We start from the raw sequence: 23,923 nt of genomic DNA, 5'->3' as shown, positions 1-23,923 counted from the left end.
CTCATCGCTCTCCCCAACCACTTTCGGACTCAGATGACGCTAACTACATATCATCACCTTCCCCCGCTACTTCCGGACTCAGATGATGCTAACTACACATCATTACTCTCCCCTCCGCTTCCGGACTCAGTTGACACTAACTACATATCATCACCTTCCCCCGCTACTTTCGGACTCAGATGATGCTATTTGCTAATTTATAGCCTTTCGCGCTAGGTTTCGGACTCCAGTGCACCTATTCATGGGAAACATGTTCATATTGGATGTTTTTCGTGCCAATAGCGACTATGCGGTCCGTTAGCATCTAAAAAACAGGATAATTCCACGTATAAGGTCCCCTGGGTCCGCCTGCGATGGGTTACTCACCGCTTACGGACTCAGATGTCACTATCGCCACATCATTACTCTCCCCGCTACTTCCGGACTCAGATGACGCTATTTGCTAATTTATAGCCTTTCGAGCTAGGTTTCGGACTCCAGTGCAGCTATTCATGCGAAACAGGTTCATATCGGGTGTGTTTCGTGTCAATAGCGACTATGCGGTCCGTTAGCATCCAAAAAACAGGATATTTCCACGTATAAGATCCCCTGGGTCCGCCTACGACGGGTTACTCATCACTTCCGGACTCATTTGACACTAGCTACACATCTTTACTCTCCCCAGCTACTTTCGGACTCAGTGGACGCTATTTGCTAATTTCCAGGCATTTGAGCTAGGTTTCGGACTCCAGTGCAGCTATTCATGCGAAACAGGTCCATATTGGGTGTTTTTCATGCCAATAGCGACTATGCGGTCCGTTAGCATCCAAAAAACAGGATAATTCCACGTATAAGGTCCCCTGGGTCCGCCTGCGACGGGTTACTCACCGCTTTCGAACCCAGATGACGCTAACTACACATCATCACTTCCCACGCCGCTTCCGGACTCAGATGCGCTAGCGCACAAGGCAAAAGAAATAGACCGTCCCATTAAGGAACGGTCTATCCTTCCACCCGCCTATCACAAAGGCAGTGTGTAGTACTGAGCGCGTTGGCTCTCGTTCTGCTGATACATTACGATTAGTAGCGTGCGCCCTTCCCTAATGGAAGCGGGCTCCGCTACTGCTACAGCCGAGCTTGCTGCTTGGGCAGTCTCTTCTAAACTACTATCTGCTGCTCCCTGTAATGGCGAGTCTGCCGAAGGCAAAGCCTCCAGATTAGCCATATCAGCTTCACCATCCTCAAGGCCCTCATCGGCACGCATGCCGCTGATGGAATCCAACACCGCTTCCAGCGAGAATGGCAACACTTCCAGCACAGTATACTTTTGCAGTTCTCTTTCGTTAAGTCCTGCTTCAGCCAATTGGGCAGAAATTTGACCCGGATTAGCCGCGATATCCTTCAAATAGCTCGACCAATCCGATTTATCCAGCACGAAATCCCACCAGATTTTGCGCGGCTTGTACTTGTGTCCAAGGAAATAATCGAGCTTCATCAAGCCAGTTATAACATCCATAGATGGCGTCCCGCGATCTATCAGGAAGGACTGCAAGCGGGTGAAGAGATCTTCCAGCTGATGGCCAATCTTTTGCCAGCCTCTCTCCTCCCAGTAGTCACCGAACTCCTGAAAGAAATCGAATGGCGAATCAAATACATGACGGATCAAGTACTTGGCCGTATGGTCCATCCGGTGGCTGTTCCAGTATTTCTCCAGCACATCCTCAAGCCGCTTCAAACGGATAATGTCTGAGAAGGGCATCATATGACTGCTAAGGATTTCATAAGGTGCATGTTCCATATACGTGTAATCATATTTAGACGCCTGCGCCCGCAGCCCCGTTCCCCGCAGCATTTTGAGGAATCCTAGCTGTAGCTCTTCCGGCTCCATAACGAATACATCATTAAACGTTTTACGGAAGGTACTGTAATCCTCCATAGGTAGTCCGGCAATCAAATCCAGATGCTGATCGATATTGCCGCTTGCCTTAATCTTCATTACGGTACGGGACAGCTTTTTGAAATTCTGGCGGCGTTTAACAAGCTCATTTGTCTCATCGTTGGTAGATTGCACCCCAATCTCAAATCTAAAAATACCCGGAGGCGCATTCTTAGATAGGAAATCCAGAACTTCAGGCCGCATGATATCTGCGGTAATTTCGAACTGAAACACGCAGCCTTGATGATTATCGATCAGGAATTGAAACATTTCCATCGCATAGTTGCGGTTGATATTGAAGGTACGGTCCAGAAATTTAATGATTTTGGCGCCATTCTGTATTAAATAAAGCAGATCAGATTTCACTCGTTCAATATCATAATAACGTACGCCTACTTCAATACTGGATAAACAGAACTGGCAGTTAAATGGGCATCCGCGGCTCGTCTCAAAATAAACAATACGTTTACTCAAATCTGGAATATCCTCAGGAAAACGATGCGGCGTAGGCAGCGTATTCAGATCGCTTTTGGGACGTGGTGGATTGACAATGATCTCTTCTCCCTTGCGATAAGCGGCTCCATACACAAAGTGAAACTTCCGATCATCCCTTAGCTCCTGCAGCAGATGGTGGAACGTCTCTTCCCCATCTCCGTTAACTATAAAATCAATGCCAGCTTCTCTTTTCATCCAATGAAGCGGCTCATACGAAACTTCAGGTCCCCCGAGAACAATCGTAACTTCAGGCATCACTTGCTTAAGAATACCAATCAGCTTCAGCGTCTCTTCGATGTTCCAGATATAACAGGAGAAGCCAATCACATCTGGCCGTTTCTGAAACAAGTCGGACACGATATTCATCACGGGATCTTTGATGGTGTACTCTGCCAAATGAATATCCTTAAATTCATGCTCACTGTACGCTTTTAGCAAGCGGATTGCGAGTGAGGTATGAATATATTTGGCGTTTAACGTGGTCAGGACGATTTTCATGCTACACGACCTTTTCTACATTTCATTTTGAAAAAACTCTAAGAATGCCTTACCGTACTTCCGGTATTTCACTTCCCCAACACCCTTTACCCTCAGCATTTCCGCTTCGGTCTGCGGGCAAACCACACTCATCTCACGCAGCGTGGCATCATTAAAAATAATGTACGATGGCACATGCTCGCGTCCTGCCAATTCACGCCGGATAAGACGCAGCTGCTCAAAGACAGTCTCATTGACGGCTGATGGCGACAGGTCATGCCCCCGACTACGAACTCTCGTACCGGATGTTGTGCCTGCCCGCGAAGGCCGCGCCACACGCTGCATCACCTCACGCTGTCCGCGCAGGACCTCGGCAGCCAGAGGCTGGAGCCGTACTACAGGGTACTGGCCTTCCGACAAGGCAAGATACCCTTCTGAGATAAGCACATTGATACTCTCTGAGATTTCCTTCTCCGTCCGGCTCGACATCGCCCCATGTGTGGGCAGCTTATCGAAGCCGTACTGCATCACCTTTTGATTGCGAGAGCCTTTCAGCACAGATGCTACCAACGCTACACCATAACGCTCCCGCATGCGGTGAATGCAGGAGAAGATCTTTTGCGCATCGACGGTCATATCCACTAGCTCTCGTTCATCCGTACATGAGCTGCAGATACCACATGGCTTGTCCCCATGTTCTTCCCCGAAATAATCCAGCTGGGCACTGCGCAAGCAGCGAGTAGTATAGCAATAATCAATCATTTGCTGAAGCTTGCGATATTCGTTAGCTTTACGGTCAGTATCCTGTGGATTCTGCTCGATCAGGAACTTTTGCGTCATAATATCCTGCGCACTAAACAGCAAAATACATTCACTCGGCTCCCCGTCACGTCCAGCACGACCCGCTTCCTGAACATAAGCTTCCATATTTTTGGGCATATTGTAGTGAATTACGTATCGGACATTGGATTTATCAATCCCCATCCCAAAGGCATTCGTAGCCACCATGACCCGGATATCGTCATAGAGGAACCCTTCCTGGCTATCTGCCCGCTCCTGATCATTCATACCCGCATGATAGCGACCTGCCGCTATGCCAGAAGCTTGCAGCCTCTGATACAGATCATCTACTTCTTTGCGGGTTGCCGCATATACAATCCCCGGCTGATGAGAATGCGTAGCCGCATAATCCATAACGAACTCCCGCTTGTTCTCTCCCCGCAGCACGGACATTGCCAGATTATCTCTTCCTAGCCCCGTCATGAAAATACCCGGCTCACGCAAGCGCAGCAGCCGGACCATATCCTCCATAACCTCCGGCGTCGCCGTGGCGGTAAATGCTGCCAGGATCGGACGTTCAGGCAGCTCATCTACAAATGGAGATACCGACAGATAACTTGTCCGAAAATCATGTCCCCACTGGGATACACAGTGCGCTTCATCAACAGCCACGCAGGAAATAGACAGCTCAGCCATTTCCAGACGGAACCAGTCCAGCTCAAGTCTTTCGGGCGCAACATAGAGCAGCTTCAAATCACCCCGCCGGGCAGCCCGAATCCGCTCATTCACTTCTTTTCCGCTTAACGTGCTATTAATAAAGGCTGCCGGAATACCCGCAGTAGTTAACGCATCCACCTGGTCTTTCATCAACGAGATCAGTGGTGATATCACCAAAGTCAGCCCTGGCAGGAGCAGTGCAGGAACCTGATAACAGATCGATTTCCCGCCACCCGTAGGGAGGATTCCCAGTGTGTCGCGTCCTTCCAGCAAGTTCTGAACAATCTTTTTCTGGCCATCCCGAAAGTCTGGATAACCGTAATATTTTTGCAGCTCAGCCTGCGCCTGTTCAATAGTAGGTGCTTGCATCTTCATATCTCTCATAACTCCTTAGGCGTTTCTATCTTTAGTTTAGCGGTCAATGGTGTAATGAGCAACACTCTAGAAGTCCTTCTTTCGTTTCTCCTTTTGGAAAAATTACATAAAAGGAGCGCTTTTGAGCCAAGCTTTAAAAATCATCATTCTTTAGGAAAGGGGAATAGCCGTGCAAAACTGGAAGCAAAACTATAGTTCTTTTAAGCAAAAAAAAACGCACGAAGATCCCACCATTCCTGATCAGCGTTCGGAAAAGCCACTAGATCCCGACCTAAAAAATAATATTAAAGCCATTAGCCAAATTTTTGGAGAAGATGCAGATCTCGTTGTGCGTAATTTTCGGGTATACGGTTTATATGATGCGGTAATTATCTTTTTTTCATCTTTGGTGGACCAAAATCAAATTCATGAGCATGTGCTTAAACCGTTAATGAGCCCTCCCGCTGATCTCTCGACAATTCCTGAAGAGCGCAAGGATCTGCCTGATTTCATCTGGAATACGACCATACAAATAGCGGCTGGGAACCGAACGAAGGACTTAAATTCTCTGCCACTCGCTCTATTAGAAGGGAGCGTTGTACTCCTTATAGATGGTATGGATCAAGCACTTCACTTCAATTTGCGTAAAATCGAACATCGCAGCATTGAACAGCCACAGACCGAGCAGGTAATTCGTGGCTCACGCGAAGGTTTTATAGAAAACTTGGAGGCAAACCTTTCCTTACTCCGTTATCGGCTGCAAACGCCAGATTTCCGGGTTATTACTGCTCCGCTTGGTGTGCGGACACGCTCACAGGTTGCTGTGTGCTATATAGAAGGGATAGTAGATCCTGAATTGGTTGAAAAAGTGATGAAGAGATTATCCATGATAAACACAGATAGCATCCTTGATGCAGGGTACATCGAGCAATTCATTGAGGATAACCCATTATCTCCTTTTCCTCAGGTTCAACCAACAGAACGTCCGGATAAATCAGCGGCAGCCTTATTGGAAGGAAGAGTCATCATTCTGGTAGATGGCTCCCCATTCTCGCTCATCGTCCCTGCATTGTTCAATCAATTTTTTCAGACCATAGACGACTATTCGGAACGTTTTATTGTAGGCAGCCTAATCCGGGGGATTCGACTAATTGCCCTGTTGTTCTCTCTTTTTTTCCCTGCTCTATATGTATCCGTCATCTCCTTCAACCCGGAGCTTATGCCTACCGAATTTGCCGTAGCGATTTCAGGGGGTAGAGCAGGCGTTCCTTTTCCAGCGGTCTTGGAAGTTCTGATTATGGAGGTCTTCATGGAGGTGCTCCGCGAAGCAACTATTCGTCTACCACAAATGATTGGGGGCGCCCTTTCTATTGTAGGTGTTCTTGTTATTGGTCAGGCTGCTGTTTCAGCAGGCCTAGCAAGTCCGACAACCGTTGTTATTGTCGCTATAACCACTATCGGTTCTTTTGCCACCCCTGCCTATAATGCCGCTATCTCATCCAGAATGCTAAGATTTCCACTGATTATTCTAGCCGGTTGTTTTGGTCTTTACGGAGTCATGTTAGGTACCATCGTTATCGTGAATCACTTATTATTCTTGGAATCCTTTGGCGTTCCTTACATGACACCATATGTGCCCACGAAATGGAGAGATCTGAAGGACAGTCTGATTCGTGTCCCCTTATGGTGGATGAGAAGACGTCCGAGCTTCTTGAACACTCAAGACCTTACTCGTCTCGCTCATGAGTTACCAACGACGTATTCAGATCAGATTTTTAAGGAGAAGGGTGAACTCGATGAACAACAACCGCCCCATAACAACGATCCAAGTCGTCGCAGTAGTCGTTAGTACGATTATTGGAATAGGTATCTTGAGTATTCCCCGTTATATGGCTGAAGCCGGAGACAGCGGGGCGCCGCTGGTTTCGGCTTCAGGCATCCCTGTTGCATTTCTAGGCTGCTGGTTTACAGCCGCTGTATGTCGGAAATTCCCCAATGAAACTCTGTTTGTATTCAGCCGCCGGTTAGTCGGGAGAAGCATCGCGGATATTTTCAATGTACTTATCTCTTTGTTTTTTGCTTTCTCTGCCGGGATTACCATGCGTCAATTCGGAGAGGTATGTGTTGCGGTCGTGTTTAAAAAAACACCTATCGAAGCGGTCATTCTATTAATGCTTATTTTGGCTGCTTTATCTATCCGCAGAAACATTGTGAAATTCACCTATGTACATATTTTTTATTTGCCTTTCATCTTGTTAACCGTTCTCAGCATTATATTAGTAGCCATGAAAAATGTAGATGCTTTAAACTTACTTCCACTCACTGGAAATTACATCACCTTTTCAAGCTTTTCCAAAGGGACTGTCACTTCAGCTGCCCTTTATCAGGGCACATTTGTCATCACACTGCTGGTTCCTTTAATGAAAAAACCTCAGCAAGTGCTTAAAGCAGGAGCTGCTGCCCTTTTTATTATTGGCTTCATCTATGTAATGATTGTTGCGGCCACTTTAGGAATGTTCGGAGCGCAAGAAACCAAATTACTCGCTTATCCAACCTTAGAAACCGCCCGCTCCATTTCTATTGGTGCAGGACTACTAGAACGATTCGATGCGCTGTTTATTACTGTTTGGGTAATATCTATATTTACTACCATTTTTACGAACTACTACTTAGCAGCATATTCACTTCAGCAAGTATTTCGGTACAAAGATCACCGCCTTGTATCAAGCTTCTCACTTCCACTTATCTTCGTCTTTTCACTTTTGCCAAGAAATATTTACCAGGTTTATACCTTTTCTTCCGTCACAGCGATTATCGGGTTAATTTTTTTGACTCTCTACCCTCTTCTTTTATGGTTAATAGCTCTGATTCGGCAAAAAGGAGGGCTATCGAATGAATAAAGTAATTAACAAGCGTATTAGTCTTCTCCTCCTTCTCTCTCTGGTATTTGTATTCCTTACGGGCTGCTGGGACCAGCTCGAAATTGAAGATCGTGCATTAGTGCTGGGATTGTCTATAGATTCAGTGCCGGCAAATAGTAAAACCGAAGATGATCAAACGACACATCTAAAAAGCGCAAATATTAATTTGCCCAAAATCCGTGTGACCGCCCAAATTGCAGTTCCAGGGAGAGTTCCGTTAGGTCCTAGCAGCGGGGGAGAAGGTAGCGGGGGGAATCAAAATCCGGTTTGGGTTGTACAAGTTTACGGTTACTCACTAGATGATGCCTTAAACAATTTGCAACAACAGATCTCTGACCCACGTTACCTCATCCATCTTCGGGTGATTATCATCAGCGAGGATTTTGCACGCAAAAACCTGTCGGATTTAAATGATTATTTACGCCGCAACCCTGAAGTCCGTCGCCGTACCTGGTTATTAGTGTCCGAAGGCGAGGCTTCTAAATTTATGAATATTAATCCACCACTTCAGCGAGTTCCAACCCTCTATATCCTATCCACCATGGAAAAAGCCGTGAGATCCGGAAAGTTCCCAGCTAACTATATAGGCGTATTCTGGTCAGCTGAATCTAAATGGGGAGAGAGCGGTTATCTGCCTTATGTGTCTTTACATCAAAAAGACAATATGTTGATAAAAGGTCTTGCTTACTTTAGCGGAGGCGTTATGGTCGGTTCGACTACTCCCATTGAGATTGGCGCATATATGTCCATGAAAGGTCTTGATCCTGGGGGCTATTCCGTCATGTTCAATTCAGAGGACTTTGGCCCACTGACTCTTAAAGTTAACGACCGATTTACAAGGTCTAAAGTTAAAATCAAAGACGGCAAACCCCATATCACTATAAATATTTATTTAGAAGCAGCGCTAGATGAGCACCTAGGTAATAATATTCGTATTGATTCCAGCCAGGATTTAAAAAAACTTGAGGCCAACTTTCAAAAAGGAGTCCTCACCATCTTCGACCATCTGATTAAACAGACGCAACAGGCTCACTCGGATATCTTTGGCATGGGTGAATATGTTCGTGCATATGCTCCTTCCTACTGGAAAGCTAATGTTCGTGACAAACATGACTGGGAGCAACAGTATTCTGATCTCTCTATAGAACTTAATGTGAAGACGAATATTGAAAGAGTCGGTCTTAAAGAAGACTAGATATGGGGATGTGTTCAAATGATCTATCATCAACTAACTTATTTAACTCTCGTGCTCCTGCTCTCCGGACTATTCCTGCTTACTGTGGATACCAAGATCTATGCTGTAAGCGCCATGCCCCGGGAAAAGAAATATGCCCGCAGGTTAGGCTGGGTATATCTCGGTTTATTCCTGCTTCTTGGATTAGCACAGCTGTTCTATCTTTGAGCAGCAGCAAACCAGTACGCCTGCCTCTCCATAGTATTTCTTAACAGCCCATGGTATATTGAGGAGTACAATATTAAAGGACGGAGAATGCATCCATGAACTCAAGAAGAAATCCTAAAGAAACAGCCAAAAGAGGTACTCGTTCTCACAGCAAGCCTACTGGCAAGCTTAATCATAAAACTAAAGCACCCGCAGCACCCAAAACATTTACTGTAAACGAACCTTCTGAACTATTGCCCTTCTTACTCACCCACGTCACGGGTCGCGGACGAAATGCGATTAAATCCATCCTATCGCGTGGACAAGTGTCGGTGAATAATAAGGTAGTTACACAGCATAATTTCCAACTGCATCCGGGTCAAAACGTTACTATTGATCAAGAGAAGCCTGTACAAACAGCAGAGATGATCGGACTTAAAATCGTTCATGAGGATGAAGACCTGATTATTGTTCAAAAGGATGCTGGACTGCTATCTATCGCCACTGCGGAAGAAAATGAATTGACGGCTTACCGCCAGCTCATGGAGCATGTCCGTGTTAGCAATCCACAAAATCGGATTTTTGTCGTACATCGTTTGGACAGAGATACATCAGGTGTAATGATGTTTGCCAAAAGCGAACGGATTCAGCAAGCGCTACAAACTACTTGGAAAGATACCGTGAAGGAACGTTCTTACGTAGCGCTCGTGGAAGGCGCGGTTAAAAGACCTGAAGGCAAGATAAGCTCGTGGCTCAAAGAAACCTCAACCCTTAAAATGTATTCCAGTCCTCATGAAGGCGATGGACTACATGCAATTACACATTATAAACTCATTCAGGCTAACCGCCATTTTTCCTTGCTAGAGGTTAAGCTCGAAACCGGACGAAAAAATCAGATTCGGGTGCACATGGCAGATATCGGCCACCCTATCGCAGGTGACAAGAAATATGGTGCAGAGACCAAAACGGTAGGAAGACTTGGCCTACATGCTCGAGTGCTCTCTTTTATTCATCCAACCACTGGAGAACTGATGACCTTTGAGAGCCCGATTCCGAAGACGTTCCTGAAATATACTGCGCCTGCGCCTACAAACTAAGAAGTGAACGTATACCCACAACCGAGGAGTATTCCCTCTTATGGGAAGCCGTAACTTCTACACAAGATGCCCGGTCCATTTGGTCCTGGGCGTCTTTTTTTAACTTCCTATCACATCATGTTACAATATAAATAAACAAAGAAGGTGCTCTTATTGTTCCACCCTACAGTTTTCGATAATATTAAGATCGCCTTTGAGAACCAGATTTATGACTACGATAATTTAGACGGAATATTGGTGGTTACGGATCGCTCCGACCTTCTGAATATGGCGCTGATGTCCAGAGAGTTCAGTCTCTCCTTCCAATTAACTGCAGGCAGGAAAGTAACCGCCGAAATCCTGCTCACTTCGTCCACGAAAGATCTCAGCGATGAAATCTTGGAGGTTCCTAATACGGATCCCGGCTGTAATCTTTCACTTCGTTTTTATATGGAAGTCGAAGATATTCCTAGCGAATGTCAGGCGATAGACAGTATTCTAAAAGCGATCTGGGGACCTGATTTCCAGCCTGTGCAATCTTTAAGCTTCATATATGGCCAGGAAAGTGAAACTTACAATAACTGCATCGAGCTGCAATTCAAAAGACAACTCACAGAAGAGCAAATGGAGGACATTCCAAACCTGCTAAGCCACCTGCTGCAAAGTGCGGAAGAACTAGAATCCTTCACGGTATAATCCCTACTTTTTAACGTTCGTACTATGGGAAAAGAGGTGTGCATGAAATGAAATTCCTGCCTGCTGCCAAAAGTAAAAGTTGGTTTCTCTGGATGACCGTTTATGCCATTCTTCTATGGCTTCTCTTCCCTCTACACCGATTCGTGATGCTGGCCCAGGAAATGGATGCCACACTCTTACTGCGCTTTGCTCTTTTTTCCGTTGTAGTGGCTGGGATCGTCAACACATTAGGCTGGCTCGGAGCGCGTCTGCTCTGGGTATTTAGCACGGCGGGAATAATCATAGGTGCGGCATTTATGCTGGGCTACACCTACCAAGAGATGTCCGGTTGGGAGGATCTCGCAGGCTTCCTCGCGTTTTCCTTATTTTCATGCGCCGGATTTGCACTGGGTTTATTAGCCGAAGGTATTCGTCTGCTGTATAAGCGAGCATCGAAGTCTTGAATGGAAGAGGTGAACGCTGTTGTCCAATTCTTTTCTAACCAAAAATGCATTGTCGCATTCTTTAAAAGAGCTAATGGAGCATACACCGCTCAATAAAATTACTGTTAAACAACTAGTGGACCATTGCGGACTAAACAGACAAACGTTTTATTATCATTTCCAGGATATATTTGATTTGCTAGGTTGGATTTATAAGACTGAGGCTGTCGAAAGCCTCGCCCAGTATCGCAGCTACAGCACTTGGACAGACGGGTTTTATAGAATCTTCTGCTACATTGAGCGGAATAAATCCTTTTGCTGTAACACGCTAAATTCATTAGGCAGAAATCATCTGGATGCATATCTGTACGAGGTGACAAACGATCTCATCATGGGGGTTATAAACGAGCTGTCCTCCGGGATGGAGGTTTGCGAAGAAGACAAGCACTTTATAGCCAATTTTTATACGCTAGCCTTCACAGGCCTAATCATTCAGTGGATGAGAGAAGGCATGAAGGAACAGCCGCACCATATGATTGAGAAGCTAAGTGATCTAATTGAAGGAAATTTTCTGAAAGCTTTACACAAATATGAGAACCATCCGTTGTAACCTTTGGTTGCAGCGGTTTTTTTTGTCTAAAAACTAGACAGATCACCCATAATGACAAAAATCCAGACACTCTAAAGAGTTTGATTATACCTTCAAAATAGGAGTTGGTTTACATTAAGAGTGTGATTATTTAAACAACTACTTGGAGGCGACCATTGTGAAAAAAGAGTACGGTAATAGACAGGTTTATTTTGTCGGTGGCGGAATTGCATCCTTAGCGGGCGCTGCTTACCTGGTCAGAGACTGTGATTTTCCGGGACAAAACATTCACATTATTGAAGAGATGAAGATTCTTGGTGGTAGCAATGACGGCGCAGGTGACGCTGAACATGGTTACGTTGTCCGCGGCGGCCGTATGCTCAACGATGAAGCTTATGAGAATCTCTGGGAGCTATTAACAACGATTCCTTCTGTCGACCGTCCGGGGTTGTCTGTGCGGGATGAAATTATTGCTTTTGATACCGCAAACCCAACACACTCAAACGCCAGACTTGTAAACAAAGACGGCAAAGTAGAAGATGTATTGTCCATGGGTTTTGATATGGCTGATCGTCTCGCTATGGGCAAGCTGATTATTACACCAGAAGATAAAATGGGTAAAGCGCGTATCAACGACTGGTTCGCCCCTCACTTTTTCACAACAAACTTCTGGTATATGTGGGCTACTACTTTTGCATTCCAACCTTGGCACAGCGCTGTAGAGTTTAAAAGATATATGCTTCGTTTCTTCCATGAATTCCCAAGAATTCAAACACTGGAAGGTGTAACTCGCACTCCTTATAACCAATATGATTCCATCATTCTGCCTTTGCACAAATATCTTGAACCATTCGGTGTCGATTTCACACTGAAATGTACAGTTACTGATCTGCAGTTCAAAAAAGGTGACGGAATTACCGTAACCCAAATGAATGTAGTGCGCGAAGGTGTCAAAGATGTGATTGATGTAAAAGAAGATGATCTCGTAATTATCACAAACGGTTCTATGACCGAAGGCTCCAGCCTTGGTTCTATGACTTCTGCTCCACGCCTTAACGGCAAGGGAAGCTCGTGGAAATTATGGGAAAACATCGCTTCCAAGAAACCAAGTCTTGGCAATCCTTCTTCGTTCGATGATCATGTAGACGGTTCGAAATGGGAGTCCTTTACTGTAACTTTCCATGACTCCAAATTCTTCGATCTGATGGAAAAATTCACACGTAACCGTGCCGGCACAGGCGCTTTGGTCACATTTAAGGATTCGAGCTGGTTTATGTCCGTTGTACTGGCCTTCCAACCGCATTTCCGCAATCAGCCTGAGCATGTTAAAGTGTTCTGGGGTTACGGACTGTATCCAGACAAAGTTGGAGATTTCGTGAAAAAGAGAATGTGTGATTGTACCGGCGAAGAAATTATGCAAGAATTGATCGGTCATCTTCACTTTGAAGAACATAAGGACGAGATCATGGCTACCGCCAATTGTATTCCTTGCATGATGCCTTATATCACTTCTCAGTTCATGCCTAGACTCAATAGTGACCGACCAAAAGTTGTCCCTGAGGGTTCCACGAACCTGGCCTTTATTGGACAATTCTGTGAAATTCCAGATGACGTTGTATTCACTGAAGAATACTCCGTGAGAGCAGCGAGAATTGCGGTATATACTCTACTTGGTATCGAACGGCCTATCGAGCCAATCAACCAATATCAATACGATGTACGCACACTATTCTCAAGCTTTGTTACATCTTTCAGATAAAACCACAATTCAGCGACAAGCGCTTCCGGATATCGGGAGCGTTTGTTTTTGGGAGTGGTGAGTAACAAAAGAACAGTTTTATCAAAACAAAAAAGAGCTGAGGGCTCCCTCAGCTCTTTTTTGTTTTACTCGAATCCAAACTTTAAATATTGCAAGATCCATCTGCGCAGCCATCATCGGTAGATACTTCAGAATTCCCCTTACCAACCACTTGTAATGTTGGTCCTGCTTGTTCCTCCGCCCACACAGTATCCAGTACCTCTGTAAATACAGGACCTGGTTGTGCACCAGATAAAGCATATTTATTGTTGAATACAAAGAAAGGTACACCGGTAATATTAAGACGGCTTCCTTCTTCAATATCGCCATTAACCTCATTCGCAAAAGCATCCGTTTCCAGCATTGCCGCAGCTTCCACTTGATCTAAACCAACTTCAGCAGCGAGTGAAGCCAGTACACTGCGATCTCCAAGATTTAATGAATCCGTAAAGTAGGCGCGCAGCAGACGTTCGGACATTTCTGCACCTTTTCCCTTTGTGCTTGCAAAATGACTCAGTCTGTGACTGTCGAAAGTGTTGGTATGCTTTACTGTATCAAAATTAAATTCCAAACCCACATCTTTAGCTTGCTCCGCTAGTTGTGCGTTCATTGCTTTTGCTTTTTCGACGGTCATCCCGTATTTGGCAGCCAGCAGCTCATGAATACTCTTGTCTGTACTTACCTCTGCATGTGGATCCAGTTGAAAGCTACGGAATACTACCTCTACTTGATCACGGTTCGGGAATTGGCTTAGCGCATTCTCCAAACGTCTTTTGCCAATATAACAAAAAGGACATGCATAATCGGACCAGATATCTATTCTCACGAAAAAACCTCCTAATATTATTGATAATTTGTAGCTGTCATATAAGAGTAATAACTAAATATACGTCGCTTACTATTATATAGTTAAAAACTCAAAATTACAAACTTAACTTTTAATAAAATGACATTTATAGACGTGAATGTTAAAGCAAAAAGTAAACGAAAGTGGTATATACGCTCCCCTTCTGGGCAGATAGAATAAAGTTAACACCAGAATTCCGAAGGGAGATCCCCATATGCATGATGTATCTATAGTGATACCTACCCGTAACCGTATAAACGACCTTACAGTGTGCATAGAGTCTATAAGCAAGCAGACAGAGCTAGAGAATGTCTCCATCGAGCTCTGGATTGTAGATGACGGTGAGATTCCTGTAGAGAGATTAACCTATTATCGTAACATACTGAACAAATTGCCACAGGCTGAGTTTCGATATCATCGTAAGACTAATCCGGGACTCTGGCTTTCCCGTTATGAGTCACTTGGACTAGTAAATGCTGAAATTGTGCTTCATTTAGACGATGATGCAGAATTAGATGATTCCTTATATATTCGACGATTACTTGATACTTATGCAGCGGACGATTCAATTGTCGGTGTAGGCGGTGTGGCAAAAGGCATGCGCAGCAGCAAACCGGGCCGGCTGTTTGGCATGCTGACCGGACAAATGTCCGGATCCCCGGGCAGATTATCCCCAAGCATGTTTGCAGGCTCCCTATTCCTCTGGGGAGAGAAGGAGCAGGTTTTTGAGACCGATTTTTTTCACGGCTGTAATATGTCATTCCGGCGCTCAGCATTACAAGATATGAAACCCTATCCCTGGATGACAAGTTACTCCATTGCCGAGGATATTTACTTGTCCCATTTGGCTAGCCGTTATGGCAAGCTTGTCATTAACCCGGCTATGAAAATCATTCATCATGAGTCGCCGGGTTCTCGGGATAAGGCGGGCGTTGTTGCAAGAGCTACTGCCATCAATCATTATTATCTGCTCAACTTACGTAAAGCACCCCCTATGAATTATGCCGCATTGATCTGGACGTTAACCTGTCTTACAGGTAAAGAAACTCTCAAACGAAATTTTAAAGCCGTTAGCGGTTATGCCAAAGGAATCCTTTTCGTAATGAATCCTCGTAAAAACAAATACCGTGAATACATGCTAGATTAGCTTAATAGCTACCTCTATATCCACAGCGTTGCTCCGAATCAGATTGCGGGGCTTTTTTTTCGTGCAGACGGAGTTGTACGTAAATACGCCATGAAATTAATTTCCATCAACTTCTGATCTAGGGTATGATAGTAATAATGTGTTTTAGAAACTAACTTTATGGATGGTGGAATATGTTCAAGAACAAAAAAACGACGTTGATCCTCGTTGTTATCGTCATCGTCGTCATAGCTGTCGGCGCTTGGCTAATTACTAAAAATAAGGATGACAAAGCGACGGAAACACCGGGTGGCGCAACAGCTTCAGGAAAAGGCGAAGCCAAGTCACTCTCACAGACCTTTTATATCTATGACACGGTCGTGAATATCAAAGTGTTCGGAGAAAATGTAGCCCAAAAAAATATGGATGATATCCAGCAAATGCTGGAGCGAATGGATATGGAGCTTAGCCGTACAAAAGAAGGCGGCGAGGTTTACGCAGTCAATCAAGCAGCAGGAAAAGAAGCGGTTGTCGTTTCGGACGAGACCTTAGATGTTGTAAAACAATCCGTGCAATATGCAAAAGAAATGGACGGGCTATTCGATCCCACGATTGGTCCGCTGATCGACCTCTGGAACATCGGTAGTGGCGGAGATAAAGTCCCTGATCCAGCAGCTATCGATGCAGCCAAGAGCCTAACCAATTACAGGGACGTTGAAATTGACGAGGCTGCTAAGACCGTGAAGCTACTGAAGGAAAATATGGTACTGGATCTTGGAGGTATCGGCAAAGGGTATGCTGCTGACCGTATCGCTGATTATTTAAAAGAGCAAGGCCTTAACAGTGCAATGATCAACCTCGGCGGCAGCAGTATTATTGCGTTAGGTACGAAACCAAACGGAACGGATTGGAATATTGGTCTGCAAGACCCTGACCAAAGCCGCGGCACGCAGCTAGGAACGATTAAAATCGCGGATGAGGTCATCGATGCTTCTGGTGTTTACGAACGTTATTTTATGCAAGACAATGTTCGTTATCACCATATTCTTGATCCACGCACAGGTTACCCTTCTCAGAACGGTCTCAAAAGCTTGACCATTATGAGCCCTAATGCAACAGATGCGGATGCTTTGTCCACTGGGGTGTTCTTGATGGGGATCGAAGAAGGTATGAAATATCTGGAGTCGTTACCTGAAGATGTAGAAGCTTTCTTTATTACCGATGACAACAAAATCTACGCCACACCAGGCATTAAAGAAAGAATGAATCTGACTGACCCTACGTACAGCTTCGCTGATTAAATGAAATAGAGCTTGCCCCCATAAGGCCGTTGTTGGCTTTGGGAGGCAAGCTCTTTTATTGTGGATAAAGGTTCTTTGGCGTGGCTGAGGGATATTCATTGCCCATTCATCGCCCAGCAGCCTGATAATTAGGGAATTCCTCCCTAAAATCATTAGATTTTTTCAATGCAAACCTTCGATTAGGAAAAACCTCCCTAAAAATCACCCGAATATGGCTATAACCATGTTTATTTAGGTTTTATTAGGGAGGAATTCCCCAATAACCTCAATTTCACGCTCTAACCGGTTCAATTCAGGGAGTTTTTCCCTAATTAATTCCCGATCAAGATTTTTGCAGCACCAAAGGCAACTCACTAAATTCCTTATAATTCGTGAAAATATAACTAGGCTTATGTTCCGTAGCCGGCTGTCTGCCTCTCGGATTATACCAGCAGACCTTCCAGCCAGCCGCAAGCGCTCCTACTACATCATTAGCCCAGGTATCGCCTATATAAAGTGAATGGTCTGGTGAAGTGCCAGACTGCTGATTTACATGCAAAAAGAGTTGCGGATCTGGTTTGGCCAGACCTACAGCGTCAGAAATAAAAATCATCTCCTCGGGGATCATCTGATCCAGACCTAATCCGCGAATCTTTTTCATTTGATGATCTTTGGGTCCATTCGTAATGATGCCTACTTTATGACCAGCAGCAATGAACCTTTCCAATTGCTCCCGGACTCCATCTATCATTTGAATGGTGTACTGACGGCCAATGTATGCCGCTTGTACCGCCGTGGCTTGGTCACGATCAAGCTGTAGACCATACTCTGCAAAAGCAAGCTCCAATCGGCGTACCCTAGTCTCCTCCAGCGGAATTTCTCCACGTAAATACATAGGCCATAATACATCACTATGATGTCTTACTTTATAAAATAATTCCGCAAAGTCCAGACTGCTCTCATCCGGTTTAAGTACTTGACGCACCGCTTCTTTAAATGGAACCAAATGATCATATAAGGTATCATCAAGGTCAAAAAAGATTGCCAACTTATTACTTGTATCCACTTTAACGCCCCTTACTCGTCTTTCTCTCTAGCTTTTAGAAAAAAAGGTTATAGGTATAAAAAACATCATCCCGAATGTAGCCATGCGCTTCATATAAACGCTGTGCCCCCACATTCGCCGTCATTGTTGTCATGGACAAGCCCTTCGTATTCGTAGCGAGCGCATGAGCTCTGGCACTTTCCAGCAGCTTGGAGCCGAGCCCATGGCCTCGCAGTTCCGCAGTTACATATAGATCATTCAATATCCAGAGACGCTCCATAGAAACCGATGAAAAAGAGGGATAGAGCTGAGTGAAGCCCCACGCTCTTTTCTCCTCGCCTTCTCCCCCCACCGCAATAAAGATTACCGATTCGTTCAGCTTCAATCGATCTGATAAAAAAGCACGTGCACCATCCAGATCAGAGACTGCCCCATAAAATACCCGATACTCATCAAACAATGGGATAAGCCGTTCCAAATCATCATAGATCACACGTTCAATACGATAGTTGTTCATCCTCAGCGCTCACTTTCCGGCTTGGACCGTTTTAACGTTATTGTATATTTCAGCCGTACCGTGCACCATGGAGCGAACGCCAGATCATTTGGACAATTATTCTTATTCTTTGGAATCGTAGAACACATGCCGGGCACTGACTTTACCCTCTTCGATATCCAAAATTCCGAAGGAATACAGTTTCTCACGTCGTTTATCTGTTGGCGATCCTGGATTAAAGAGCAGAATCCCATTCTCTTCCCGCAATAAAGGCTGATGCGAATGACCAAAAAGAATACAATCCACCTTATCGTTCGCAAAAGCAAGCAGCGCATTCCCGTCCGTTCCTTTGCGGGAGTGTGGCGTATGCCCATGGACCATTCCGATCCGGACTCCCTCAAGCGTTAGCAGCTTACGCTCCCCGAAACGCTCAATGATCTCTATTCCATCGTTATTTCCAGCAATCCCTTCCACTGGAGCTAATTCAGCCAACAAATCGTAGATTCCCATACTCACCCAATCTCCAAGATGCAGAATCAAGTCTACATTCCGGAATTCAGCAACAAGCGCTTTGGGCAGAGACTTAGCCATTCTTGTCATATGTGTATCTGATACCACGCCTACTTTCATATAACTCAGCTCCTAATCTATCATACTCATCTCATATTCAAATAATTGTACGATTTGCTTAAACGAGAAGCAAGTTCTGTGACTTCTCCCACACAGAAAAGCCGGGTACACCCCACTAACACAGGGCATATCCGACTGCCATTAAGTAATTACGAAGAAATCATTTACGCTTACTACCTTCTACAGTATTTAGCATCCCAACTCAGTTCTCTCTATCCTGCCAATTCCATAATCTTACTTCTTCAACATGAATATTACTGACCCATTTTTCTTCCTTTAACTTGAGCAACTCTTTAACCGGACCGGTTACGACAGCTCCATACAGCCTAACTCCGTTCTTCTCCAGATAGCTAATGGAGTCATCCAGATCAATAAACGGAATTACCTTGTTGGCGATCGATTTATGCTCCTGCATTAAGTGCAGTGTCTTAAGGAAGTTCGCATTACGCAGTTCACCATCCCCATATGAGTCAACAGATGGAGAAACACTCGTGCGGCTAGTCACCCCTCCAAACCAACCCCACTTTTTCTTTGATTCTTGTGTCACCTTCATATCATCAGCATGCCAGATAGGCATACTTGGAAATCCTAAGGGATCATTTATTACTGGCTCTTGTGTCCTTGGACCTGTATCTGCTGCGAACCATAAAAGCTCAAGATTTTTATGCTGAAACTTCTTCAATAGCTCATCTGTCGTAAAAAATTGTTCAAAAGACAAATAGGCTTCTCCTACCGTACCTTCAGGGAGCTTCTCTAGTTTTTCCCACTCACTGCTGTCATCCATCCTATTTTCTGCAGACTGGTTCTCAATGGGATAGATAAAGTAATTACCTGTCCCACTGCGTTCATATGTCCATGAATAACTATAGATTCTAGGCCAGCCTAATAGAAACTTCATCGAATAATCTCCAACATTAATCCGCGCATCACCAATTTGTTTTATTATTTCACCCTGCAGATTCATACTAAAAAACGGTCCGGAATCGCTACTCAAATGGACGATCGTATTCGGCTGTGAAACAGCAATTGCGGAAGAAACGACATCACGGTAAGTCTCTCCTCTTTCTCCAGTGCTATAAAATACCGCTGTGATGATACTGCTGACAATCAAAAAAATCAAAAACGCAGAAATCACCGTTAAAGTATTCGATATACGTGCTTTCCACTTGCCACGGCGGATGATCTTTTTTTCTTTGCCGGGTCTGTTTCTTTTACCCTTTCCGAATTTTATGCTCTTCTCCTCATCTGGAGCCGGCTTTTCTTCGCCCATGAGTTCATCCAGATAAGCCTGGTAAGCTTCCATCTTCTCTAACTCACGCTCAACCTCATCCCTATCCTCATCAGCAAGAGTGCCTTCGCCATACCTTCTTAACTTCTCCTTAAACTCTTCACTCATGTTCATTTCTCCTCCGCTCTGCCTCACGCAGCTTCTGTCTGGCCCGAAAGATCAATATCTTATATTGGGACAAGCCCACATCCATAATGTCCGATGCTTCCCGATAACTCAGCCCATGAAAATCATGCAGCAGCAGTGCATTTCTCTGATTGTCCGGTAGCTCACTTACAGCTATCCTCATCTCTTCCCAACGTTCCTGATGAAGCAGTGTGCTTTCTGTGGTATCTGGATGAGCAAGCTTTTTGAAATAATCCTCACTCTGAACTGTACTGCGGCCTTCCTTTCGCTTGTAATCTACGAAGGCGTTATAAGCGACACGGAACAGCCATGGTTTAATCTTCTCTTCTTTACAATTCTCCAAATGTAGATAAGCGCGATAAAAGGTTTCTTGCATCAAATCTTCAGCCGCATAATGATCACCACAAAGGGAGCGCAAATAGCGGTAAATATCCATCACATACATCTGATATATTTCATCCAATGAATTTCGCTTCATGCACTCCCCCCTTAACCTAACCACGTATCCCAGCCTGAAAAGTTACAGATAAATTTAGCAACTAGTATGAATATACCAGTAAATCTATGGAAAAAAGCGAAAAAAGCCTGCTGGCAAGGAGTATTACTCCCGCCAACAGGCTTTTTAATTCACCAAGTTACTCTGCTTACAGAACAACTTCAACTTCTTTGAGCATTTCGCTAACGGATATTAAACCGCCACCGGACAAATACCAGTAGTTAGGATCCAAGTAGATGATCTTACCGTTTTTAAAGGCATTTGTATTCTTCACTAGATCGTTTTCAACTGCTTTTTTAGCTGAACCGGATTCACCGCCATCACTCTTCACAACCGCATCTCTGTCTACTACAAACAGATAATCCGGGTTCTTATCCGCTACATATTCGTAAGATACGCTTTGTCCGTGAGTGGATACTTCAATTTTATCATCAGCCTGTGCAAATCCGAACACATCATGGATAATCCCAAAACGGGAACCTGCACCGTAAGCACTGATTTTGCCTTCATTCGCAAGAATAACAAGTGCTTTTTTGCCATCAGCTGTTGCCTTCGTATTCAAAGCTTTGATGGAATCATTGATAGTCGCAAGCTCAGTTTCTACTTCTGCTTCTTTTCCAAAAATTTGACCCAGCATTTTCACGTTATTCGTAAAAGATTCCATATAGTTTGCATTATCTACAGCCACATACAGAGTAGGTGCAATTTTGCTGAATTCTTCATAAGAATCCTGTTGTCTGCCGGAAATGATGATCAGGTCCGGAGAAAGACTGTTTATTTTTTCGAAGTCAGGCTCTTTCAAACCACCAACATTCTCATATTTAGCATCGTTATATTTAGAGAGATAAGCCGGTACATTACTTTGAGGCACTCCAGTCACCTCTACGCCCAGTTTATCCAGCGTATCCAGTGTACCGAAGTCAAAAACAACCACTTTTTGCGGATTGCTTTTGATAGTTGTTTCGCCAAGCGCATGCTTGAAAGTAAGCTCTGTCGGTGCTGTAGTTGCTTCCGTTGTTGGTGCAGTAGTAGCCTCCGAATTGCCTGCCGCTGCTGTGTTGTTATTTGAAGTTGCTGCATTATTGGAGCCGCAAGCCGCCAAGATTACCGCAAGAAATACTGTCATAATCAGTAAAGATAAGTTCTTCTTCAATGTATTCACCCCTAATTTTTATAGTGAAGCTATTTGAATTATTCGCGTATGCGTTAAGAAGCTGGCGCCTTTCACTTCTTACGTTACGTCATAATAATATCCGCATAGTAATAGTTACCTTTTAGAAATAGACACCGATTTTTCGGCCTCCTATAGTTTCAATAGGAATGTCCATGTCATATACCTCTTTAAGAACTGCAGAATCTATAATTTCATCCGCTGTACCCGAGGAAGCTACTCTTCCATTTTTAAGCGCAACAATGTAGTCAGAGTAACAAGAAGCAAAGTTAATATCGTGGATAACGAGCACAATCGTCTTCCCCTTCTCGTCTACCAAGCGGCGAAGCACCTTCATAATTTGGACGGAATGCTTCATATCAAGGTTGTTGAGCGGTTCATCGAGCAGAATGTACTCTGTATCCTGAGCCATGACCATGGCAATATATGCCCGCTGGCGTTGCCCTCCACTGAGCTGATCAATATATTTATCCTGCATCTCTTGGAGATCCATGTAAGCAATCGCTTCGTCAACGAACGCCCGATCCTCCGGACTCAGCTTCCCCTGTGAATACGGGAATCTCCCAAAAGAAACGAGCTCCTTCACAGTGAGGCGTACGCTAATATGATTGGACTGCTTTAACACCGATATTTTACGAGCAAGCTCATTACTTTTGCAGGTACCGATTTCCTTACCTTCGATCAGCACCTCTCCCGCGTCTTTGGAGATAAGTCTGCTGATCATGGAGAGCAGTGTACTTTTACCCGCACCATTTGGTCCGATAAACGAGGTGATTGCGCCTTTTTTAATGGACAAGGACACATCATCAACGACGGTTACTCCGCCATAACGTTTGGTTAAATTTTTAACTTCTACCACGACTTATTCTCCTTTAACAGCAGATAGACGAAGTAGACGCCGCCTGCAAAATTGATAATCACACTAACCGTAGTATTGAATCCAAAAACACGTTCGACCAGGAACTGCCCGCCGACAAGCGCAACAATGCTCAACAGAATCGTTCCAGGAATCAGATAAGCATGCTTATAGGTACGGAACAACTGGTGTCCTACATTAGCTACCAACAAACCTAAGAAAGTGATTGGCCCCACTAAAGCCGTCGAGATCGAAACGTAGATAGATACAATAACTAGCAGCCTTTTGACTACATAGTCATAATTGATCCCCAGATTAATGGCTTCGTCTTTTCCAAGCGAAATAACATCCAAATACTTAACAAATCGCAGGAAGTACAACGTAGTTAGCGTCAGAACAATGGTGGAAAGAATCAATAGGTCACTGCTGACATTGTTGAAGCTGGCGAACATTTTCCCCTGTAGAATCAGGAATTCGTTCGGATCAATAAGCACTTCCATAAAAGAAGACGCGCTCTGGAACATCGTCCCCATGATCAGCCCTACCAGCAGCAGGAAATAAATATTTTGTCCTTCCCTACGGAACATTAGCTTATACAATACGCCTGAAAACAGGACCATGAGGCACGCAGAGAACAAGAAGTTGATGTTTTTATTCATAAAGGTCATATTCGATGAACCTAAGGCATAAACACCGAACGTCTGGATTAACATGTACAGGGAATCGAGCCCGAGAATACTTGGTGTCAAAATACGATTGTTCGTGATGCTCTGAAAAACTACGGTAGAGACAGCTATCACAGCTCCGGTAATCAGAATGGCCGCCAGCTTTCTTCCCCGGCTGGGCAGAACGTAGTCCCAATTTCCCAAAGCATGATACGTCATAAACAAGACGATGAGGGCGACAGCACTTATTGATAATATAGTTAGTTTTGTCTTCAT

Annotated in this window: 22 protein-coding genes; 11 read left to right on the top strand and 11 right to left on the bottom strand. The window is 44.5% G+C overall.

What is annotated here, in order from left to right; genetic code table 11:
- Nucleotides 1-1,000: 1,000 nt before the first annotated feature.
- Nucleotides 1,001-2,908 carry a B12-binding domain-containing radical SAM protein gene (locus MHH86_RS06290; protein WP_036681458.1) on the bottom strand — a complete coding sequence of 636 codons (1,908 nt, stop codon included), beginning with the start codon at nt 2,906-2,908 and terminating at the stop codon, nt 1,001-1,003.
- A 15-nt stretch (nt 2,909-2,923) separates the two neighbouring features.
- Nucleotides 2,924-4,759: a DNA helicase RecQ gene (gene recQ / locus MHH86_RS06285; RefSeq protein WP_036681455.1), complete on the bottom strand. Its 1,836-nt coding sequence runs from the start codon at nt 4,757-4,759 to the stop codon at nt 2,924-2,926.
- Nucleotides 4,760-4,928: 169 nt separating this feature from the next.
- Between recQ and MHH86_RS06280 the strand changes: the two genes are divergently transcribed.
- From MHH86_RS06280 to MHH86_RS06240, 9 genes are all read left to right on the top strand, one after another.
- A complete protein-coding gene (locus tag MHH86_RS06280; protein WP_076099009.1) occupies nt 4,929-6,587 on the top strand; it encodes a spore germination protein in 1,659 nt (552 codons plus the stop codon).
- The gene (locus tag MHH86_RS06275; RefSeq protein WP_036681452.1) at nt 6,535-7,638 is read left to right on the top strand and encodes an endospore germination permease; all 1,104 of its coding nucleotides are present in this window, start codon (nt 6,535-6,537) and stop codon (nt 7,636-7,638) included. The genes MHH86_RS06280 and MHH86_RS06275 overlap by 53 nt, the downstream gene beginning before the upstream one ends.
- Complete coding sequence (locus MHH86_RS06270) at nt 7,631-8,854, top strand: Ger(x)C family spore germination protein (RefSeq protein WP_038569201.1); 1,224 nt, start codon at nt 7,631-7,633, stop codon at nt 8,852-8,854. The genes MHH86_RS06275 and MHH86_RS06270 overlap by 8 nt, the downstream gene beginning before the upstream one ends.
- An 18-nt stretch (nt 8,855-8,872) precedes the next feature.
- Nucleotides 8,873-9,061 (top strand): CLC_0170 family protein, encoded by a 189-nt coding sequence (locus MHH86_RS06265; RefSeq protein WP_038569199.1) that lies wholly within the window; start codon nt 8,873-8,875, stop codon nt 9,059-9,061.
- Nucleotides 9,062-9,156: 95 nt separating this feature from the next.
- On the top strand, nt 9,157-10,137 hold the full coding sequence (locus MHH86_RS06260) for an RluA family pseudouridine synthase (RefSeq protein ID WP_076099010.1): 981 nt from the start codon (nt 9,157-9,159) through the stop codon (nt 10,135-10,137).
- A gap of 153 nt (nt 10,138-10,290) precedes the next feature.
- Nucleotides 10,291-10,812 carry a hypothetical protein gene (locus MHH86_RS06255; protein ID WP_036681441.1) on the top strand — a complete coding sequence of 174 codons (522 nt, stop codon included), beginning with the start codon at nt 10,291-10,293 and terminating at the stop codon, nt 10,810-10,812.
- 47 nt (nt 10,813-10,859) lie between these two features.
- Entirely contained in the window at nt 10,860-11,255 is a 396-nt protein-coding gene (locus tag MHH86_RS06250; protein WP_076099011.1) for a hypothetical protein, read from the top strand.
- A 19-nt stretch (nt 11,256-11,274) separates the two neighbouring features.
- Nucleotides 11,275-11,844, top strand: a complete 570-nt coding sequence (locus tag MHH86_RS06245; protein ID WP_036681438.1) for a TetR/AcrR family transcriptional regulator — start codon at nt 11,275-11,277, stop codon at nt 11,842-11,844.
- A gap of 157 nt (nt 11,845-12,001) precedes the next feature.
- Nucleotides 12,002-13,582, top strand: a complete 1,581-nt coding sequence (locus MHH86_RS06240) for an oleate hydratase (protein ID WP_076099012.1) — start codon at nt 12,002-12,004, stop codon at nt 13,580-13,582.
- 142 nt (nt 13,583-13,724) lie between these two features.
- Here MHH86_RS06240 and MHH86_RS06235 read toward each other — a convergent pair whose 3' ends face one another.
- A complete protein-coding gene (locus MHH86_RS06235) occupies nt 13,725-14,447 on the bottom strand; it encodes a DsbA family oxidoreductase (protein ID WP_076099013.1) in 723 nt (240 codons plus the stop codon).
- A 235-nt stretch (nt 14,448-14,682) separates the two neighbouring features.
- Here MHH86_RS06235 and MHH86_RS06230 point away from each other — a divergent pair, with 235 nt between their 5' ends.
- Nucleotides 14,683-15,615: a glycosyltransferase family 2 protein gene (locus MHH86_RS06230; protein WP_076099014.1), complete on the top strand. Its 933-nt coding sequence runs from the start codon at nt 14,683-14,685 to the stop codon at nt 15,613-15,615.
- A 173-nt stretch (nt 15,616-15,788) separates the two neighbouring features.
- Nucleotides 15,789-16,895, top strand: coding sequence for an FAD:protein FMN transferase (locus tag MHH86_RS06225; RefSeq protein ID WP_036681858.1), 1,107 nt, complete (start codon nt 15,789-15,791; stop codon nt 16,893-16,895).
- A gap of 322 nt (nt 16,896-17,217) precedes the next feature.
- Here the strand turns inward: MHH86_RS06225 and MHH86_RS06220 are convergent, their stop codons facing one another.
- The 8 genes from MHH86_RS06220 to MHH86_RS06185 form a co-directional block, all read right to left on the bottom strand.
- Complete coding sequence (locus MHH86_RS06220) at nt 17,218-17,940, bottom strand: HAD family hydrolase (protein ID WP_076099015.1); 723 nt, start codon at nt 17,938-17,940, stop codon at nt 17,218-17,220.
- Between the two features lie 34 nt (nt 17,941-17,974).
- Nucleotides 17,975-18,436, bottom strand: a complete 462-nt coding sequence (locus MHH86_RS06215; protein WP_076099016.1) for a GNAT family N-acetyltransferase — start codon at nt 18,434-18,436, stop codon at nt 17,975-17,977.
- 102 nt (nt 18,437-18,538) lie between these two features.
- Entirely contained in the window at nt 18,539-19,045 is a 507-nt protein-coding gene (locus MHH86_RS06210; RefSeq protein WP_036681852.1) for a metallophosphoesterase, read from the bottom strand.
- A 202-nt stretch (nt 19,046-19,247) separates the two neighbouring features.
- Nucleotides 19,248-20,441: an anti-sigma factor gene (locus MHH86_RS06205; RefSeq protein WP_038569190.1), complete on the bottom strand. Its 1,194-nt coding sequence runs from the start codon at nt 20,439-20,441 to the stop codon at nt 19,248-19,250.
- Nucleotides 20,434-20,937, bottom strand: a complete 504-nt coding sequence (locus MHH86_RS06200) for a sigma-70 family RNA polymerase sigma factor (RefSeq protein ID WP_038569189.1) — start codon at nt 20,935-20,937, stop codon at nt 20,434-20,436. Before MHH86_RS06200 ends, MHH86_RS06205 begins: the two co-directional genes overlap by 8 nt.
- A gap of 166 nt (nt 20,938-21,103) precedes the next feature.
- The gene (locus MHH86_RS06195) at nt 21,104-22,108 is read right to left on the bottom strand and encodes a siderophore ABC transporter substrate-binding protein (protein ID WP_303396593.1); all 1,005 of its coding nucleotides are present in this window, start codon (nt 22,106-22,108) and stop codon (nt 21,104-21,106) included.
- Between the two features lie 121 nt (nt 22,109-22,229).
- Nucleotides 22,230-22,985: an ABC transporter ATP-binding protein gene (locus tag MHH86_RS06190; protein WP_036681845.1), complete on the bottom strand. Its 756-nt coding sequence runs from the start codon at nt 22,983-22,985 to the stop codon at nt 22,230-22,232.
- On the bottom strand, nt 22,979-23,923 hold the full coding sequence (locus tag MHH86_RS06185; RefSeq protein ID WP_036681842.1) for an iron chelate uptake ABC transporter family permease subunit: 945 nt from the start codon (nt 23,921-23,923) through the stop codon (nt 22,979-22,981). The genes MHH86_RS06190 and MHH86_RS06185 overlap by 7 nt, the downstream gene beginning before the upstream one ends.

It is taken from the genome of Paenibacillus sp. FSL F4-0097 (genome assembly GCF_038593125.1).
In the GTDB taxonomy this organism is placed as follows: domain Bacteria; phylum Bacillota; class Bacilli; order Paenibacillales; family Paenibacillaceae; genus Paenibacillus_AQ; species Paenibacillus_AQ odorifer.
This window is presented reverse-complemented; position numbering and strand designations above follow the sequence as displayed.

Bases quoted from the DNA above. Each gene is read 5' to 3' on its own strand.
- MHH86_RS06260 (WP_076099010.1), top strand. From the start codon at position 9,157: ATGAACTCAAGAAGAAATCCTAAAGAAACAGCCAAAAGAGGTACTCGT.
- MHH86_RS06265 (WP_038569199.1), top strand. From the start codon at position 8,873: ATGATCTATCATCAACTAACTTATTTAACTCTCGTGCTCCTGCTCTCC.
- MHH86_RS06205 (WP_038569190.1), bottom strand. From the start codon at position 20,441: ATGAGTGAAGAGTTTAAGGAGAAGTTAAGAAGGTATGGCGAAGGCACT.
- MHH86_RS06210 (WP_036681852.1), bottom strand. From the start codon at position 19,045: ATGAAAGTAGGCGTGGTATCAGATACACATATGACAAGAATGGCTAAG.
- recQ (WP_036681455.1), bottom strand. From the start codon at position 4,759: ATGAAGATGCAAGCACCTACTATTGAACAGGCGCAGGCTGAGCTGCAA.
- MHH86_RS06275 (WP_036681452.1), top strand. From the start codon at position 6,535: ATGAACAACAACCGCCCCATAACAACGATCCAAGTCGTCGCAGTAGTC.
- MHH86_RS06290 (WP_036681458.1), bottom strand. From the start codon at position 2,908: ATGAAAATCGTCCTGACCACGTTAAACGCCAAATATATTCATACCTCA.
- MHH86_RS06230 (WP_076099014.1), top strand. From the start codon at position 14,683: ATGCATGATGTATCTATAGTGATACCTACCCGTAACCGTATAAACGAC.
- MHH86_RS06250 (WP_076099011.1), top strand. From the start codon at position 10,860: ATGAAATTCCTGCCTGCTGCCAAAAGTAAAAGTTGGTTTCTCTGGATG.
- MHH86_RS06200 (WP_038569189.1), bottom strand. From the start codon at position 20,937: ATGAAGCGAAATTCATTGGATGAAATATATCAGATGTATGTGATGGAT.
- MHH86_RS06225 (WP_036681858.1), top strand. From the start codon at position 15,789: ATGTTCAAGAACAAAAAAACGACGTTGATCCTCGTTGTTATCGTCATC.
- MHH86_RS06185 (WP_036681842.1), bottom strand. From the start codon at position 23,923: ATGAAGACAAAACTAACTATATTATCAATAAGTGCTGTCGCCCTCATC.
- MHH86_RS06215 (WP_076099016.1), bottom strand. From the start codon at position 18,436: ATGAACAACTATCGTATTGAACGTGTGATCTATGATGATTTGGAACGG.
- MHH86_RS06270 (WP_038569201.1), top strand. From the start codon at position 7,631: ATGAATAAAGTAATTAACAAGCGTATTAGTCTTCTCCTCCTTCTCTCT.